This is a genomic window from Polaromonas sp. P1_F9, from assembly GCF_056405615.1.
Genome location: NZ_JBFUBT010000003.1, coordinates 508,953 through 527,111, shown reverse-complemented (window position 1 = coordinate 527,111; position 18,159 = coordinate 508,953). Strand labels below are relative to the sequence as shown.

The following is an 18,159-nucleotide window of genomic DNA, read 5'->3' as shown; positions in this document are numbered from 1 at the left end:
TGGTTTGTCGCTTACGCATGGGGCGTGTCCGGCGACTATCTTGAAGAAGGGTCTTGCATGCCGCAACTCATTGCAACGGTCGAAGGCGTCGAAATCAAGCACGTGTACTTGACGAACGACCGCACCACGCTGGGCCGCAGGCCCTACAACGACATCATCTTTGACAACCTGGTGGTCAGCGGCGAGCACTGCGTGTTCCTGCTGAAAGGCCTTGCGGACGTGTACCTTGAAGACCTGGGCAGCACCAACGGCACCTACCTTAACGGCCACATGGTCAAGTCGCGTGAACTGCTGCACGACAACGACATCATCAATATCGGCAACTTCCGCATCCAGTACCTGGCCACCTCGCGGCACGAAGAAGAGGCTCCGCGCGAACATCAAACCACCGCCATGGCGCTGGACGCGATGGGCCTGCCCGGCACCAGCGGCACGATGCACGCTAGCCTGAAGGTGCTGTCGGGTTCGTCAGCGGGGCTGGAGGTGCCGGTGGTCAAGGCCGTTACCACCTTCGGGCAGCCCGGTGTGGCCGTGGTGTCCATATCGCACCGGCGCGACGGCTACTACGTGGCGCACATGGACGGCGAAAAGCCGCCGACCTGCAACGGCAAACCGATCGGCATGAAAGCGATTCCGCTGGCCCACCACGACATACTGAACCTGGCCGGAACCGAGATGGAGTTTTTACTCAAGAGCGCCGAAGCCTGAGCGGACCGACGCCGGCTCGCTCAGATGGTCGAGCTGCTGATGCTGGTGGTGGGAAAGCCCATGGGCTTGCGCGAACTCCGTGAACTGTAAGAAGGCGGCTCACCGGCCAGGCGCCAGGCAAAAGCCCGCGCCAGCGACTTCAGCTTGAGTGTGGACTTCAGGTGCAGCGGCGTCATGCCGGTGCGGGTCAGGTCCGATGCGTTGCTGGACACGCGTGACAGGCGGCGCTGCTCCAGCGCGGTGACGGGTTTGCGGGGCATGGCTGAGCGTGGCGTCTTTTTAATCGCCGCCTGCGCGGCGGCGGCACCGGTGAACTTCTCACGCAGCAGCGTGGCCTCGGGCCGCCGCTGGCTGTCCACAATCCAGTAGGGAATGCCGGCGCGGCCCAGCAGCTCGCGCTTGAAGGCATGTCTGCGGTCTGCCAGCTCGCCCCGGCCCAGCACATCGACGCAACCCAGCACGGCGCCTTTGCGGTCGGCCACGGCGCAGGCAAAGCTCACGGTGCTCAGCAGCGCCTGCCAGTGCGCGTCGCCGCCGCGGCTGTTGGGTTCAATAAAGCCGGTAAAGGGCACCTTGATCAATACATGGTGGTCCGGAAAAATGTCTGCCAGCCAGCGCCACACTGCGAGCTCGTCGCGGCTGGTAAGAGGCTTGCGGCGCAGCGCGTGGTTGCGCGCCACCTTCTTGCGGGCCGACACCACATGCGAGAGCCAGCGTTCATAGCCCAGCGCCCCCAAGGCCACGCTGCCCACAAAGATAAAGAAGCCGATCAAAAAAGAGGTGCCGGTCATGGTGCTGTCCTGGTGCTGGTACTGCGTTGATGTGCCGGGCCGATGCGCTGCCTGTTGTGATATGGGTGTATGACCCTGAGTGGCTGCGCGGCGCTGGCTGAAAATCCCAGCCGTGTTTATAAGGTACATTTTTCATTTTTCGGCAATATGACCCAGAACATTTGTGAACGTTCGTATTAGGGCGTGCTGACCCGGCTGTGATGACCACACTGTGGTGTTACCCGGGCAGAGCCGCTTTCCTCGCATCCCCCCTCCTTAAACTCCATGAAGAAACCCCCTGCCAGCGGCGGCCTTGTGTATTCCACCGATGCCGGACGCATGTGCCCCGGCTGCCGCCAGCCCGCTTCCGCCTGCACCTGCAAGCAGCAGGCCGCGCCCAAGGGCGACGGTGTAGTGCGCGTCATGCGTGAAAGCAAAGGCCGCGGCGGAAAAACTGTCACCGTCATCAAGGGCCTGCCGCTGGACGCCCTGGCCCTGGCACAGCTGGGCAAACAGCTCAAAGCCGCCTGCGGCTCGGGTGGCACGGCCAAAGACGGCATCATTGAAGTGCAGGGCGACCATTGCGACACCGTCATGCAGGCGCTGCAAAAACAGGGTTACGCGCCCAAGCGGGCAGGCGGTTAGGGTTAGGCATGAAACCCGAAGACCTCCAGCTGCTGGTGACCCGCGAAATGCCTTTCGGCAAACACAAGGGCACCCTGATCGCCGACCTGCCTGGCAACTACCTCAACTGGTTCGCCCGCGAAGGTTTTCCCAAAGGCGAAATCGGCCGCCTGCTGCAGTTGATGCAGGAGATCGACCACAACGGGTTGAAGCCGCTGCTGGACCCGCTACGGCGGTAGTCAAGTCACTCAATCACCGCGAGACTCTGGAAGCTTTGCAATCACCTTGATCTCAAACTGAAAGCCATAGAGCCAGGTCACGCCGACACCCGTCAGCGTAGGGTGCGGTGCGTTGCCCCAGTAGTCGGGCACCACTTTCCAGGCTGTCTCGAACACCGATTCCGGATCCACCATGAAGACTGTGACGTCGACCACGTCGTCGAAGGTGCAGCCTGCGGCCTTGAGGATGGCGTTCAGGTTGTCGAAGGCGAGCCGGACCTGCGCCTCCAGGTCGGGCTCGGGGGATCCGTCTTCGCGGCTGCCAACCTGCCCTGAAACGAACAGGAAGCCGTTGGACTTCACCGCCGGCGAATACCGGTTGCGTTCATAGAGGGCCTGGCGCCCCGGTGGAAAAACGACTTCACGCTTGGTCATAAAAATCTCCTTCATAAAGGACCATGGTCGGCCCGTGGTTAACGATGAAAGAACTTTAAAAGGCTGCGCCTTTCGGATAAACAGGCAAGGCTAACCATCACTGTTCGTAAAATCCAAATAATCATCAACGTCAATGTATCTGGAGCAGAGATGGACCGTTTCGATGCAATGCAGGCATTCGCCCGCGTGGTGGAAGCGGGCAGCTTCACCAAGGCGGCCGAGACGCTTCACATGAGCAAGACCAGCGTGACGCAGCTGGTGCAGCAACTGGAAGCGCGGCTGCGGGTCAAGCTGCTCAACCGGACTACACGCAAGGTCAATGTCACTGCCGATGGCGCTGCCTACTATGAGCGGGTGGTGCGCGTCCTGGCCGAAGTGGACGATGCCGAGACCAGCCTGTCCAGTGCGTCAGCGTCGCCCAGGGGCCGGCTGCGGGTCGATGTACCCAGCCCCCTGGCCCGCATGATCCTGGTGCCGGCCTTGCCGGAATTTCATGCGCGCTACCCTGAGATTCAGCTCGACATGGGTGTCAGCGACCGTATGGTGGACCTGATCGGCGACAACGTGGACTGCGTCGTGCGCGGCGGCGAGCTAACCGATCAGTCGCTGATGGCCCGCAAGGTGGGTGACCTGCAGTTGGGGGTGTACGCCGCCCCGGCCTATCTGGAGCGCTCGGGCACACCGTTGCACCCGCGAGAGCTGGAAGACACGCATCACCGCATCGTGGGTTTTCTGTGGGCGCGCACCGGCAAGGCTTTTCCGTACGCCATGCACCGCAAGGGCGAGAGCATCAAGGTGCAAGGCCGCCACCTGTTCGCATTCGATGACGGCAATGCCTACCTCGCGGCCGGGCTGGCGGGATTGGGAGTCCTCTGGCTGCCGGACTATATGGCGAAGGCGCACCTGGCTGGCGGCGAACTGATGCCCCTGTTCAAGGGCTGGCGCCTTGACCCCATGCCCCTGTATGTGGCCTTTCCGCCGAACCGGCATGTCAGCGCCAAACTGCGGGTGTTCATCGAATGGGTAGCCGGGCTGATGGCGCAGCATGCGCCGGTTGCTGGTCCAGATGGCGGAAGAATGAAATCCGATCCCAAATGAGCAGAGGGGGTATCCACGAGTGGGCGGAGCGAGTTATCACTCCTGGTTCCCCTGCTTTCACACCAGCAGGTGTTGGGGGCCTGGATGAGAGTCAGGTTTGGATTAAAAAACCAGCAGCCTTTAATCTGGCAGTCTTTATTCAGCTAACGCCGCCTCGAAGCGTTGCAGCTCTTCATCGACTGTTCCACGGCTGTGGAAGTTGCGGTTCGCCTGGCCGTACCAGTACTCGGCATTTTCCAGGTCACCTTCCTGGATATGCAAGATGCCGTGTAGCCAGGCAGCCAGTTGCGATTCATCGCTTTGCACAATGCCGTGTGCGTCGTTCCATTGCCCCGAACGTATATGAATCAGAGCCTGGCGAAGAGTGGCCGTCATCGAAGTCTCCTTGAATGGGATATGAATGCATTGCTCATCCATCGAGATTTGAATGAGTATTGCATTGCGTGGATGGAGTGATCAGAAAGCACAAATTTTTTGACCCCGATAGATCTTCTTATCGTGTAGCTTAGAACTAAATTGTTCAAGGCGTCGTGGGCGCGTCGGTGTTTACCCGATCACCCTGTTATATGTGACAGGGGTGTCACTTCATATTGTCATTTGATTCGCGTAGATTGATTTGCAGATTGGTCGCATGACTGTGACGGTCTTTGCCGACAGCAGCGTTGCTGCCGGCGCGTTTTCGGCACTGGTTGTGGAAAAACGGTTGGGGCCTCGCGAGGCCGTGTTGTTTAACTAACAGGGGTTACAAGAAATGTCATTGTGGAATCAAAACGTCAATATCAAAGTATCCACCGACACGGATCTGGGAGCCGGGACGGTCTCGGTAACTTTTAGGCCCAGGAGCAAGGATCCGCTGGGAAATCCCTTGCCTCAGGCTGGAAGGGTGGATTCCATAAAAGTGGGTCTAGACGGCGTGACCTACGGCACAGGTGGTTCGACCACGAGTGGCGGCACGATTCAAATGAAGGGTTCGGTCGTTGTTAACCCGGATGGATCGGTGTCGGCAACAGGTCCTGCGTTATCTATAAGTATGCCTATACCGGGTGCTGGCGGCACAACAGTAGAAACAACAATCACCCCGGGTCCTCTTGTTACTCACCCTACCGACCCTTCGCTGCCCCCCATTCCGTCGGCAACGGTCGATATAAAAATTAAATCGCCGAGCGGACTCTCGTACACCGTATCCAAAGGGAATGTCGTTACCACTGATACGCTGCTTGACCCCGATGTTGGTGGACTATTGTCTGGTGGGTTGTTGGGCAATGCTTACAGGCATATTCGCCACCGGCAGGAGGAACTCGATGCCCAAATTGATGGGAGAACCGACACCGACTTCAAACAAGCCCGAAACATGGTAATTCGCAGAGACCCGTTGGTCCTGGATCTGGATGGCGACGGTATTGAGCTGGTAGGCGCGTCAGGGACTGTTCTCTTTGATCACAATGCCGATGGCATCAAGACCGGCACGGGATGGACCACTGGCGGAGATGGCTTCCTGGTGCGAGACCTCAACGGCAATGGCACAGTAGACACCGGCCGGGAGCTTTTTGGTGTAGACACCATCAAGAGCAACAGCACGCTGGCTACTGACGGCTTCGATGCTTTGCGAGACCTTGACGCCAACGGCGATGGTTTCATCACCAGTGCAGATGCCGCATTTGGTGAGCTCAAGATATGGCAAGACGCCAACCAGGACGGCGTTACCCAAAGTGGCGAGCTCAAGACTCTCACCGAGCTCAACATCACCAGCATTGGGGTAAACGGTAGCAGTACGGGTCCGCAAGCGGGGCAGGTGATCAACAACAACACTGTGGCCCTGAGCACCACGTTTACCCAGAACGGCCAGACGCACACCGTGGGCGCGATTGACCTCGAAACCAACAACTTTTTTACTGAGTTTCCGCCTGAAGTGGTGGATGAAGCCGGCAACCCTGTCCCCATCACCGATCAAGCCCAGGCGTTGCCGCAAATGGATGGCTCGGGCATGGTGCGCAATATGCGGGCAGCCGCAAGCCTGGACACTGGCTTCGCCAATGCCCTGCAGACATATGCGACTACCTCCACCCGTGATGGCCAGCGCAGCCAGTTGGATAACCTCGTCACGCTGTGGGCCAATACTTCCACTTATTCCCACGGCGTGCTGTACGGTCTTAATGCCAACGTTACCTACAACCTGCCGCCAGGCGTGACCGAGGCTGAATACAAAAACATGATCTATGTGCTGGAAGCGTTCAACGGCAGCCGCTTCTATGGCGATGAGAATGGTGGCCCACGCCCGGCCGGGTTTGCCATCAACACCAGTACGGATCCGAACACTGGAAATATGGTGTACCACTACATCGTCAGTCCGCCGGCAGCGCAGGTGGAGCTATTGCAGAAAGCCTATGGCGCGCTGAAGGAAAGTGTGTATACCGCACTGGCAGTTCAGACGAGGCTCCGGCCTTATCTGGACGGCATTGAATTGTCTTTTGGTGGGACTGGCATCCTGTTTGACACCACCGGACTGTCCTCTGCGCTTGCAAGTCATAGAGCCGCAGATGAACGCAACGCGCTTATCGACCTGGTTGAGCTCCATCACTATGCGGCCGGAGCGCTGTCCAGCGTCGGCTTTGGTGGAATCCCGATGCTCCGCGGCTGGATTGATGCCTTGGCTGTGGACTCACCGTTAAGAGCCGAGCTTGCATCTTTGGATGTGTATTCGAGCCTGGCGACTGGCGGAAGCAGCCGCTCCGATATCTATTTGGGAGACGCCTCCGCAAATACTTTCAGCGCAGCCGCGGGCGGTGATTGGCTGGACGGCGGCGCTGGAAATGATGTGCTGCAAGGCGGGGCCGGCAACGACGTGCTGGACGGTGGTACGGGAAACGACCTCCTGGCCGGAGGGGTGTACGACACCTGGAACGGCAACTACAACGGCGCGGGCAGCGATACCTATCTGTTCGGCCTGGGCGATGGGCAGGACACAATTGTTGACCAGGACGCCACCGCCGGAGCCATCGACACGATTGTTTTCAAGTCAGGAATTTCGCCTGACAGCGTGCTGATCTCCCGCTCTGGCGACAGCCTGGTGCTGAAGATTCAGGGCACCAGCGACCAGATAACCGTTAACGGCTATTTCAGCGGGGACGGCGCTGGGGGCTGGGCCATCGAGCAGATTCAGTTTGTCGACGATCCGGCAACGGTCTGGGATGTTGCCAGCATGAAGGCGTTTGCCTTGCTTGGAACTGCGGACAACGACACGCTTCAGGGTTATGCCACCGACGACACGATCAATGCCGGGGACGGCAATGACACCGTGACCGGCAACGATGGCAATGACGTATTGAATGGAGAAGCCGGAGCCGACTCGCTCAGCGGCGGTAACGGCAACGACGTGCTGGAGGGCGGCGTCGGTGCTGATTCCCTGATCGGCGGCAATGGCAACGACACACTCAATGGTGGCGCCGACGGGGACACCTTGCAGGGCGGTGCGGGTGACGATGTTCTGGATGGAGGCGCCGGCAACGACGTGTTGGGTGGAGGGGTATACGACACCTGGAACGGCAACTACGACGGTGCGGGCAGCGACACCTACCTGTTCGGCCTGGGCGATGGCCAGGACACGATCGTCGACAACGACACCACCGTTGGCGTCGTCGACAAGATCGTCTTCAAGACTGGAATATTGCCGGGCAGTGTGTTGGTTTCGCGCTCCGGCGACAGCCTGATCCTGGCAATCCAGGGCACCAGTGACCAGATAACGGTCAACGGCTATTTCAATGGAGACGGTGCTGGCGGTTGGGCCATCGAAGAGATTCGCTTCGCCGATGATCTGAACACGGTTTGGACAGTGACAGACGTCAAGAGTATGGCCCTGGTCGGTAGTGCCGGCAATGATGCCCTGACCGGCTACGCCACCGATGACGTGATCTTGGGCAATGACGGCAACGACACCATCAGCGGCCGGGCCGGTAACGACACACTGTACGGCGGCAATGGCGGCGATTCACTGAGCGGTGAAGATGGCAACGACCTTATTCTGGGCGAAGCCGGTGCTGATTCCCTGAGCGGAGGCAACGGTGTTGATACCCTGTTGGGTGGGGCTGACAACGATACGCTGCAAGGTGGCGCCGGCGACGACATCCTGGAAGGCGGAGCCGGCAACGACCTGCTGGGCGGCGGGGTGTATGACACCTGGAACGGCAACTACAACGGAGCGGGAAGCGACACCTATCTGTTCGGCTTGGGCGATGGCCAGGACACGATCGCCGACAACGACACGACGGCCGGTGTCGTCGACAAGATCGTCTTCAAGGCAGGCATCCTGCCAGGCAGTGTGTTGATCTCGCGCTCGGGTGACAGCCTGGTCTTGAAGATCCAGGGAACCAGCGACCAGATAACGGTCAACGGTTATTTCAATGGGGATGGCGCCGGCGGCTGGGCCGTGGAAGAAATCCGTTTCGCGGACGACCTGAACACGGTATGGACGGTTCCCGACGTCAAGACCATGGCCCTTGTCGGCAGTGCCGGCAACGATACGCTGACCGGCTACGGCACAGATGACGTGATCGTGGGCAATGACGGCAACGACACCATCAGCGCCCGGGCAGGCAATGACACACTGTATGGCGGCAATGGCGCTGACACCCTCAGCGGTGAAGACGGCGACGACCTGCTTTTGGGTGACGCCGGCGGTGATTCCCTGAGTGGCGGCAACGGCAACGACACGCTGAGCGGCGGGGCCGATGGCGACACACTGCAGGGCGGGTCGGGTAACGACATCCTGGATGGTGGAGCCGGCAATGACCTGCTGGGCGGCGGGGTGTATGACACCTGGAACGGCAACTACAACGGCGCTGGTAGCGACACCTATCTGTTCGGGCGCGGGGATGGGCAGGATACGATCGTCGACAACGATACGACCGCAGGTGTCATTGACAAGATCATCTTCAAAGCCGGGGTGCTTCCTGCGGACATTCTGGTTTCCCGTTCTGGCGACACGCTGGTGCTCAAAATCATCGGCACCAGCGACCAGATATCGGTGAGCGGCTATTTCAACGGGGACGGCACCGGCGGCTGGGCGGTGGAAGAGATCCGTTTCGCCGATGATGTCAACGCGGTCTGGTCTGTAGCCAACGTCAAGAACATGGCGGCGCTTGTGGGCGGCGCTGGCAATGACACGCTGATTGGCTATGCCACCGACGATGTGATGGCGGGCAACGATGGCAATGACACCATGAGTGGTCGTGGCGGCAACGACACGCTGTATGGCGGCAATGGCGCGGACACGCTTAACGGAGAAGACGGCAACGACCTGCTTCTGGGTGAGGCAGGCGGCGACTCCCTGAACGGAGGCAACGGCAACGATACCTTGAACGGCGGTGCCGATGTCGACACACTGCAAGGAGGTGCCGGGAACGACACCCTGGATGGCGGGTCGGGCAACGACATTCTGGCCGGCGGCGTGTACGACACCTGGAATGGCGTTTACACCGGAACCGGCAGCGACACCTATCTGTTCGGGCGAGGTGATGGACAGGACACGATCTCTGACAACGACTCTACTGCTGGCGTCATTGACAAGATCATCTTCAAAGCCGGGGTGCTCCCCGGAGATGTCCTGGTTTCCCGTTCCGGCGATATTCTTGTGCTCAAAATCATCGGCACCAGCGACCAGATATCGGTCAATGGCTATTTCAATGGGGACGGCACCGGCGGCTGGGCGGTGGAAGAGATCCGTTTCGCCGATGATGTCAACACGGTCTGGTCGATTGCCAATGTGAAGGTGATGGCTCTGGTCGGTACGGCCGGTAATGACACCCTGACGGGCTACGCCACCGACGACGTGCTCGTGGGCAATGACGGTAATGACACCGTCAGCGCCCGGGCCGGAAACGACACGCTTTACGGTGGTAATGGCGCCGATACGCTCAGTGGGGAGGACGGCAACGACGTGCTCCTGGGCGAAGCCGGTGGTGATTCCCTGAGCGGGGGTAACGGCAACGACTCGCTCAATGGCGGAGCCGATGCTGATACCTTGCAAGGTGGATCAGGCAATGACACCCTGGAGGGTGGTACCGGCAATGACATCCTGGCCGGAGGGGTGTACGACACCTGGAATGGCGTTTACACCGGTACGGGTAGCGACACCTATATGTTCGGACTTGGTGATGGTCAGGACACGATCTATGACAACGACGGCACCGCTGGTGTTGTCGACAAGATCGTCTTCAAGGCTGGCATCCTGCCTGGCAGCGTGCTGGTTTCGCGATCGGGCGACAGCCTGGTCCTGAAGATTCAAGGCACCACCGACCAGATCACGGTCAACGGCTATTTCAGTGGGGATGGCGCCGGAGGCTGGGCCGTTGAAGAGATTCGCTTCACTGATGATGTCAACGCGGTCTGGTCAGTGGCAAATGTGAAACTGATGGCGCTGACTGGCGGCTCAGGTAATGACACCCTGACCGGCTATGCCTCCGATGATGTGCTCGTGGGGAATGACGGCAATGACACCATCAATGCCCGGGCCGGCAACGACACGCTGTACGGCGGCAATGGCGCCGACACTCTCAACGGGGAAGACGGCAACGACACGCTGCTGGGCGAGGCCGGCGGCGACTCCCTGAGTGGAGGCAACGGCAACGACACACTCAACGGTGGTGCCGATGGTGACACCTTGCAAGGCGGCGCCGGTAACGACATCCTGATGGGTGGGTCGGGCAACGACATCCTGGCGGGTGGCATCTATGACACCTGGAATGGTGTCTACACCGGCACAGGCAACGACATCTATCGCTTCGGGGTGGGCGGCGGTCAGGACACCATATACGACGATGATGGAACCGCAGGAAACATTGACCGGATTGAATTTGATGCGGGCATTGCGCCCTCAGGCATCACGGTGACTCGCAGTGGGAACAACCTTGTCTTGAGAATCGCCGGGACGACCGACACTTTGACGGTAGGCAACTACCTGGCCAACAACTCGGTAACGAGCTGGTCCATTGAGGAAATCGCGTTCGGTGATGGCACAGTGTGGAAGCCTGCGGACATCGACGCCATTTTGTTGAACGGAGGCGTCATCGGGACAGCTACGACGGGTGCAGACAGCCTGATTGGCAACAACACCTCGGCAGACACGCTCAATGGTTTGGCCGGCAACGATATTCTTCGCGGCCTGGGGGGCAACGACACCTTGACGGGGGGCACTGGAAATGACCAGCTTTTTGGTGGCTCAGGCGCTGATACCTACCTGTTTGCGCGGGGTGACGGCGCTGACGTCCTCACAGACACAGATGCCACTGCGGGTGTGACCGACACCTTGAGGTTTGACGCCAGCGTTGCTGCCGACCAACTCTGGTTTCAGCAGGTAGGGCTCAATCTGGAGGTCTCTGTCATAGGCACAACGGACAAAGTGGCTGTCACCAACTGGTACCAGGGCGCCGGCAACCATGTGGAAATCTTTGAACTGGCCAACGGGACTCGTTTGCTGGACAGTCAGGTGCAAAACCTGGTTGATGCAATGGCGGCGTTTTCGCCACCGGCGGCAGGTGAGACCACATTGCCGGCCGGCTATCAACCAAACTTGTCACCAGTCATTGCTGCAAACTGGCAGTAGAAGGTGCCTGTTTGAATCCAGGGAGCACTGTCGCCCGGCCACCGTACACGGTGGATGATGGCGACAGGCTTCTCTTTGTGTTTGGGCAACAAATATTCTCGCCACAGGCTTGATGCTTGACGGGGAAGTGCCCCAGACTGGGCGGTTCTTCGTCAGCTATTTTCCAGCGCCGCCGCCACCTTAAACTCCGGCCATGTCATCGATCATCTCCAGCCAGTTTGCCAGCCGCGTCACGCTGGTGCGCGACAAGGTGGAGTCTTTTGCGGCCTACCCGTTTCACCTGCCGGCCATCCGCACGCTGGAGCATATTGACCTGCACCCGAAAGTGACGTTCTTTGTGGGTGAAAACGGCTCGGGAAAGTCGACGCTGCTGGAGGCGATTGCGGTTTCGCTGGGGTTTAACGCCGAAGGCGGTACAAAGAATTTCCGGTTTGGCACGCGGGTGTCGCACTCGGTGCTGAACGAATACCTCCGCATTGCCAAAGGCTTCAAACGGCCGAAGACCGGGTTTTTCCTGCGCGCAGAGAGCTTCTTCAATGTGGCAACCGAAATCGAAAACCTGGACGCCGAGCCCTCCTTCGGGCCACCAGTGATTACCTTCTATGGCTCGCGCTCGCTGCATGAGCAGTCTCACGGCGAGTCGTTTCTGTCTCTGTTAAACCATCGCTTCGGGCCAGAGGGCCTGTATATCCTCGATGAACCGGAAGCTGCGCTGTCGCCGCAACGCCAGCTGGCGGTGTTGTCGCGCATGCATGACCTGGTGCTGGAGCGATCACAATTTTTGATTGCGACGCACTCGCCTATGCTGATGGCCTACCCGGACGCCTGGATTTATGCGTGCTCAGAGTCCGGCCTGGAGCGCATTCAGTACGCCGAGACAGAGCACTACCGGGTCATGAGCGATTTTCTGCAGAACCCGGAGCGCATGCTTCGCCTGCTGCTGGAGCGCAAGGACGAACCTGACACATCTTTGTGATGCGAGGCCTGGGTCACACCATCGCCGCCAGTCGTGTCCCCTGGTCAATCGCGCGTTTGGCGTCGAGTTCGCTGGCTTCGTCTGCGCCGCCGATCAGGTGCGTCTTGACGCCGGCCTCGCGCAGCGGCTCCAGCAGTTCGCGCAGGGGCTCTTGCCCGGCGCACAGCACGATGTTGTCGACCGCCAGCACGGTGCCGTCCTGCCGTTTTTCGCCGAAGGTGATGAAGAGGCTGAGGCCTGAGCCTCCTTCGTTTTCACCAATGCGTTCATAGTTGACGCCTGAAAGCATTTCAACGTTTTTCATCTTCAGCGCGGCGCGGTGGATCCAGCCGGTGGTCTTGCCCAGGCCCGCGCCCAGCTTGCCGGGTTTGCGCTGCAGCAGGGTGACATGGCGCGCCGGCGGCGTGACCTGCGGGCGCACGACGCCGCCGCGCACTTCGCCGGGATCGGCCACGCCCCATTCGGCGAGCCAGGCGGGCAGGTCGAGTGCGGTGGAATGGCCGGTGGGTGTGACGAGGAATTCGGCGACGTCAAAGCCGATGCCGCCTGCGCCTATGAGCGCGACGCGCTCGCCCACGGGCTGGCGTCCCAGCAGCACATCGATATAGCTGAGCACCTTGGGGTGGTCTTGCCCGGGAATGCGCGGGTTGCGCGGCGTGACGCCGGTGGCCAGCACGACTTCGTCAAATTTTTGCGCAATGAGGTCGGCCGCCGAAACGCGGGTGTTCAGGTGCAGCTTCACGCCGGTGCCGGTGATGCGCTGGCCGAAGTAGCGCAGGGTTTCCTCGAACTCTTCCTTGCCGGGCACGCGCTTGGCCAGGTTGAACTGGCCGCCTATCTTGTCGGCAGAGTCATACAAATCCACGCTGTGGCCGCGCAGGGCCAACGTGGTGGCGGCGGCCAGACCCGCGGGGCCTGCACCTATAACGGCAACGCGTTTTTTGGCGGGAGCGATGCGAATGACGAGTTCGGTCTCATGCCCGGCGCGGGGGTTGACCAGGCAGCTTGCCAGCTTGGCCTGGAAGGCGTGGTCCAGGCAGGCCTGGTTGCAGGCGATGCAGGTGTTGATCTCGTCGCGGCGGCCCTGCGCGGCCTTGTTGACAAACTCGGGGTCGGCCAGGAAGGGGCGGGCCATGCTGACCATGTCGGCACTGCCGTCGGCCAGCACCTGTTCGGCCACTTCGGGCATGTTCAGGCGGTTGCTGGTGATGACGGGAATCGTGAGGCCGGCGGCGCGCAAATCGGTGCGCAGTTTTTTGGTGACCCAGGTGAAGGCACCGCGCGGCACCGAGGTGGCGATGGTAGGCACGCGGGCTTCGTGCCAGCCTATACCGCTGTTGATGAGCGTGGCGCCGGCGGCTTCCACGGCTTTGGCCAGCAGCACGACTTCTTCCCAGCTGCTGCCGCCGGGAATCAGGTCGATCATCGAGAGGCGGTAGATGATGATGAAGTCGGGCCCTACGGCTTCGCGCGTGCGGCGCACGATCTCCACGGCCACGCGCATGCGGTTGCCATAGCTGCCGCCCCACTCGTCGGTGCGCTGGTTGGTGTGGGTGACGAGGAACTGGTTGATGAAGTAGCCTTCGCTGCCCATGATCTCGACGCCGTCGTAGCCGGCGTCGCGGGCCAGCATGGCGCAGCGGATGAAGGCGCGGATCTGCCGCTCGACGCCGCCGGCGCTGAGTTCGCGCGGGGTGAATGGCGAGATCGGGCTTTGGATGCGCGAGGGCGCGACACACAGCGGGTGGTAGCCATAGCGGCCGGTGTGCAAAATTTGCAGGGCAATCTTGCCGCCTTCGGCGTGCACGGCGTCGGTGACTTGCTTGTGGCGGCGCGCCGCGCCGGAGCTGGCGAGCATGCCTGCAAACGGTTTGGTCCAGCCGGCAATGTTGGGCGCAAAACCGCCGGTAACCATGAGGCCCACACCGCCGCGCGCACGCTCGGCGAAGTAGGCGGCCATGGCGGGGAAATGTTTGCGGCCGTCTTCCAGGCCGGTGTGCATGCTGCCCATCAGCACGCGGTTCTTCAGCGTGGTGAAGCCGAGGTCCAGCGGCGCGAGCAGGTGGGGGTAGGGGGAAGCGGGATCCAGGGGCTCCAGGGAAAAAGAAGAAGACGCAAGGGAAGGGGGCGTCGTCGCCGAAGTGGGGGTCGCGGCCAAGGCAGGTCTCCTGTCAGAACTGCCTGCATGGTAGTCGTAACAAGGGGCGCAACAAAGCCTGCCGGGTACTCTAGGGGACAGGCTCTACAAAGGCTTGCCCCCACGGTCGCTCACTTTGTGTAGCTTCCTGCCCCCCGAGGGGGCCGCTGCGCCTGCGGCCCGGCAAAGCCGGTTCCGCGGCCCCTGCTTGCATGAAGAGTTCAGCGGCGCAACCAGTGGGCGTATTTCACCAGTGGGGGCCGCGGGACTGGCTTTGCCAGACCGCAGGCGCCGCCCCCTCGAGGGGGGAACAGGCTACACGCAGTGAGCCTGGACGGGGGTGGCTTATAGATCGCCCGGCGAAGCCGGTTCCGCGGCTTATGCTGGCCTGGCCGGCTCGCTTTGCATCGTCTTTTCTTGTGCCCTACCCCGGTATCGGGGCAGCAGGCTTGCGGTGTTGTCTGACACCCGCGCTTAGCCGGTGCTGGTACTTTGAAGCTTCGATTTCTGGAGCACCCATGGCAAAAACCAACACCAGCCCGACACGCGCCAAGACCGGCGAAGGCGCGACGGTGCCGCATCCTCCGCACAGCGAGCCGGATGATGAGGCCGATGGCAACGATGCCAGTACCTTGATTGAAAACCCGGTGAAGCCTGGAAAGGCCGGCAAGCTCAAGCAGCACAGCTTTCCTGACGGCGGGGGCAGCGGCGGCGCCGAGGCTTTCCGGCGCGGGCCGGGCCGGGGCAAGCCCTCACCCGGCGTTTAACCGGCGTCTGATCGGGGTTTGATGAAGCTCGCGACCTTTAACGTCAACGGCATCAAGACGCGGCTTCCGCAGTTGCTGGACTGGCTGGCCAAAGAATCGCCCGACGTGGTCTGCCTCCAGGAACTAAAAGCACTGGACGGCGTGTTTCCCCAGGCCGAGCTGCGGGAAGCGGGTTACAGCGCTTTATGGAAAGGCCAGCGGTCATGGAACGGCGTGGCGATTCTGGCCAGGGGTGAGGCGCCGGTTGAAATACGCCGCGAACTGCCCGGCGATGCAGCGGACGACCACAGCCGCTATCTGGAAGCCGCAGTGGACGGAATCATCGTGGCCTGCCTGTACCTGCCCAACGGCAACCCGCAGCCCGGCCCCAGGTTTGACTACAAGCTGGCGTGGTTTGAGCGGCTGCAGAAGCACGCGGCGGGGCTTTATGCGTCCGGGCACCCGGTGGCGCTGGCGGGTGATTTCAATGTGATCCCGACCGACATGGATGTGTACAACCCCAAGTCATGGAAGCGCGACGCGCTGATGCAGCCCGAAAGCCGAGCCGCCTATGAAGAGCTGTTGGGGCAAGGCTGGGTAGACAGCCTGCGGCATTTGCACCCGCAAGAGCGCATCTACACCTTCTGGGATTATTTTCGCCAGCACTGGCAGCGCAACGCGGGCTTGCGCATCGACCACATCCTGCTGAACGCGGAACTGGCACCGCGCCTGAAAGCTGCCGGGGTAGACAGCTGGGTGCGCGGGCAGGAACACGCCAGCGACCATGCGCCGGCGTGGGTAGAGCTGGGCGCGGCGCGTAAAGCTGTGGGCGCGGCGAAGAAGGTAGCCAAAGTGGCCAGGCCGCGAGCTGCAGCGGTGCCGCGCAAAAAATCTCCGTGAGCCAATGCCGTGCCTTACGGATTCGTTGCTATTAATTCAATAGCTGCTTGCGCATGTCCCTATTGGCCTATCGGCTGTTTTTGATCGCGGTCGCGGCGTCAGTCACCAGTTCAGGGCCTTTGTAGATCAGGCCGGTGTAGATCTGGACGACATCGGCGCCGGCCTTGATCTTGGAGACGGCATCCGCGCCGCTCATGATGCCGCCCACGCCGATGATGGGAAAGCCTTTGCCGAGTGCTGCGCGCAACTGGCCGATGACGCGGTTGCTGGCTTGCAGCACCGGGGCGCCGCTCAGGCCGCCGGCTTCTTCGGCATGGCGCATGCCTTTCACGGCGTCGCGGCTCAAGGTGGTGTTGGTGGCGACGACGCCGTCCATGGCGTGGCGCTTGAGCGTGGCGGCAATCACATCGACCTGGGCTTCATCAAGATCGGGCGCGATCTTCACAAAAATCGGCACGCGCTTGCCATGCTGTCTGGCCAGGGCTTCGCGGCGTTCGGCGATGCGGCCGAGCAGGGCGTCCAGGGCTTCGTCGCTTTGCAAGGCGCGCAGGTTTTTGGTGTTGGGGCTGGAGATGTTGACGGTGACGTAGTCGGCGTGTGGGTAGACACCGTCCAGGCAGATCAGGTAGTCGTCCACCGCGTTTTCAATCGGCGTCGCGGCATTCTTGCCGATGTTCAGGCCCAGCAGCAGGGTGCTTTGCGCGCCTTGCTTGCGCACGCTGGAGCGCTGCACATTGGCCAGAAAAGCGGCCAGCCCGTCGTTGTTGAAACCCAGGCGGTTGATCAGCGCGTTGGCCTCGGTCAGGCGGAACATGCGCGGCTTGGGGTTGCCGGGCTGGCCCAGAGGGGTGACGGTGCCCACTTCGACAAAGCCGAAACCCATGGCGGCCAGGCCGTCGATGCAGCGGGCGTTTTTATCGAGCCCTGCGGCCAAACCCACACGGTTGGCAAATTTCAGGCCGGCCAGCTCGATCGGGTCGCTGACCCGGTTGCCGCAATACGCCAGCGACAGCGGCGTGCCCTGGGTGCGCGCGAGCGAAGCCATGGTCAGCTCGTGGGCGGTTTCGGGGTCAAGCCCAAATAAAAAGGGGCGGGCCAGGGCGTAGGGGAGCAGGGACATTGGATAATTCGGTGCAGGTGGCTAAGAAATGGCCCGGTGTACTGAACCCGGGCAAGAGCCCTGATTGTCGCAAAACCTGTTTTACCTTCCCGATCACTTCCCCCAACACTCCCATGACCCAAGACGAACTCAAAACCCTGGTCGGCCAGGCAGCCCTGCAATATGTCGAGGAAGGCAGCATTGTGGGGGTGGGCACCGGCTCGACGGTGAACAAATTCATTGACGCACTGGCCACCATGAAGGGGCGCATTGCGGGTGCGGTGTCGAGCTCGGTGGCTTCGACGGAACGCCTGCAGGCGCTGGGCATCAAGGTGTTTGACGCGGCGGAGGTGGACGAGCTGGCGGTGTATATCGACGGCGCCGACGAAATCGACAACGCGGGTTATATGGTCAAGGGCGGCGGTGCGGCGCTGACGCGCGAAAAGATCGTGGCGGCCCAGTCGCGCAAGTTTGTCTGCATTGCCGACGAGTCCAAGCTGGTGCAGGTGCTGGGCAACTTTCCGCTGCCCGTTGAAGTAATTCCGATGGCGGCCAGGCGCATTGCGCGGCAGTTTGCGGCCATGGGCGGCACAGCCAACCTGCGGCTCAAGGACGGCAAACCGCTGGTCACCGACAACGGCCAGCACATCCTGGACGTGACCGGCCTGAAGCTGGCCGATCCGCTGGGTTTTGAGTCGCAGATCAACCAGTGGCCGGGCGTGGTGACGGTGGGGGTGTTCGCCCACCAGAAAGCGCATGTCTGCCTGCTGGGCACTCCCGGCGGGGTCAAGACGCTGGTGTTTTAACGCTGGCGCTCCAAGCCGCCAGTTTCTGATCTCTTACCTCTTACC

The 18,159-nt window shown here is 61.1% G+C and carries 14 protein-coding genes; 9 read left to right on the top strand and 5 right to left on the bottom strand.

What is annotated here, in order from left to right; genetic code table 11:
- The first annotated feature begins 57 nt into the window (after positions 1–57).
- A complete protein-coding gene (locus tag AC1DYR_RS11460) occupies positions 58–708 on the top strand; it encodes an FHA domain-containing protein (protein ID WP_457278741.1) in 651 nt (216 codons plus the stop codon).
- A 20-nt stretch (positions 709–728) separates the two neighbouring features.
- Here AC1DYR_RS11460 and AC1DYR_RS11455 read toward each other — a convergent pair whose 3' ends face one another.
- Positions 729–1,499 (bottom strand): PDDEXK family nuclease, encoded by a 771-nt coding sequence (locus AC1DYR_RS11455; protein WP_477705206.1) that lies wholly within the window; start codon positions 1,497–1,499, stop codon positions 729–731.
- Positions 1,500–1,763: 264 nt separating this feature from the next.
- Between AC1DYR_RS11455 and AC1DYR_RS11450 the strand changes: the two genes are divergently transcribed.
- Together AC1DYR_RS11450 and AC1DYR_RS11445 are read left to right on the top strand one after the other, a co-directional pair.
- Complete coding sequence (locus AC1DYR_RS11450; RefSeq protein WP_477705205.1) at positions 1,764–2,123, top strand: translation initiation factor Sui1; 360 nt, start codon at positions 1,764–1,766, stop codon at positions 2,121–2,123.
- A gap of 8 nt (positions 2,124–2,131) precedes the next feature.
- A complete protein-coding gene (locus tag AC1DYR_RS11445) occupies positions 2,132–2,341 on the top strand; it encodes a DUF3820 family protein (protein ID WP_431096799.1) in 210 nt (69 codons plus the stop codon).
- 9 nt (positions 2,342–2,350) lie between these two features.
- On the opposite strand, the gene AC1DYR_RS11440 is transcribed toward AC1DYR_RS11445, so the two are convergent.
- Positions 2,351–2,755: a RidA family protein gene (locus AC1DYR_RS11440; RefSeq protein ID WP_477667171.1), complete on the bottom strand. Its 405-nt coding sequence runs from the start codon at positions 2,753–2,755 to the stop codon at positions 2,351–2,353.
- Positions 2,756–2,905: 150 nt separating this feature from the next.
- Between AC1DYR_RS11440 and AC1DYR_RS11435 the strand changes: the two genes are divergently transcribed.
- Positions 2,906–3,853: a LysR family transcriptional regulator gene (locus AC1DYR_RS11435; protein ID WP_477705204.1), complete on the top strand. Its 948-nt coding sequence runs from the start codon at positions 2,906–2,908 to the stop codon at positions 3,851–3,853.
- A gap of 135 nt (positions 3,854–3,988) precedes the next feature.
- Here the strand turns inward: AC1DYR_RS11435 and AC1DYR_RS11430 are convergent, their stop codons facing one another.
- Positions 3,989–4,228, bottom strand: a complete 240-nt coding sequence (locus AC1DYR_RS11430; RefSeq protein WP_477705203.1) for a hypothetical protein — start codon at positions 4,226–4,228, stop codon at positions 3,989–3,991.
- A 976-nt stretch (positions 4,229–5,204) separates the two neighbouring features.
- Here AC1DYR_RS11430 and AC1DYR_RS11425 point away from each other — a divergent pair.
- Together AC1DYR_RS11425 and AC1DYR_RS11420 are read left to right on the top strand one after the other, a co-directional pair.
- Positions 5,205–11,450, top strand: a complete 6,246-nt coding sequence (locus AC1DYR_RS11425; RefSeq protein ID WP_477705202.1) for a beta strand repeat-containing protein — start codon at positions 5,205–5,207, stop codon at positions 11,448–11,450.
- 202 nt (positions 11,451–11,652) lie between these two features.
- The gene (locus AC1DYR_RS11420; RefSeq protein WP_477705227.1) at positions 11,653–12,426 is read left to right on the top strand and encodes an AAA family ATPase; all 774 of its coding nucleotides are present in this window, start codon (positions 11,653–11,655) and stop codon (positions 12,424–12,426) included.
- A 13-nt stretch (positions 12,427–12,439) separates the two neighbouring features.
- Here the strand turns inward: AC1DYR_RS11420 and AC1DYR_RS11415 are convergent, their stop codons facing one another.
- Positions 12,440–14,524, bottom strand: coding sequence for an oxidoreductase (locus AC1DYR_RS11415; RefSeq protein WP_477705226.1), 2,085 nt, complete (start codon positions 14,522–14,524; stop codon positions 12,440–12,442).
- Between the two features lie 557 nt (positions 14,525–15,081).
- Here AC1DYR_RS11415 and AC1DYR_RS11410 point away from each other — a divergent pair.
- On the top strand, positions 15,082–15,330 hold the full coding sequence (locus AC1DYR_RS11410; RefSeq protein WP_457278734.1) for a hypothetical protein: 249 nt from the start codon (positions 15,082–15,084) through the stop codon (positions 15,328–15,330).
- Between the two features lie 21 nt (positions 15,331–15,351).
- Positions 15,352–16,209 (top strand): exodeoxyribonuclease III, encoded by an 858-nt coding sequence (gene xth, locus AC1DYR_RS11405; RefSeq protein WP_477705201.1) that lies wholly within the window; start codon positions 15,352–15,354, stop codon positions 16,207–16,209.
- Positions 16,210–16,276: 67 nt separating this feature from the next.
- Here xth and AC1DYR_RS11400 read toward each other — a convergent pair whose 3' ends face one another.
- On the bottom strand, positions 16,277–17,329 hold the full coding sequence (locus AC1DYR_RS11400; protein WP_477705200.1) for a quinone-dependent dihydroorotate dehydrogenase: 1,053 nt from the start codon (positions 17,327–17,329) through the stop codon (positions 16,277–16,279).
- A gap of 113 nt (positions 17,330–17,442) precedes the next feature.
- On the opposite strand from AC1DYR_RS11400, the gene rpiA reads away from it, so the two are divergent.
- Positions 17,443–18,114 carry a ribose-5-phosphate isomerase RpiA gene (rpiA, locus tag AC1DYR_RS11395; RefSeq protein ID WP_477705199.1) on the top strand — a complete coding sequence of 224 codons (672 nt, stop codon included), beginning with the start codon at positions 17,443–17,445 and terminating at the stop codon, positions 18,112–18,114.
- Positions 18,115–18,159: the final 45 nt, after the last annotated feature.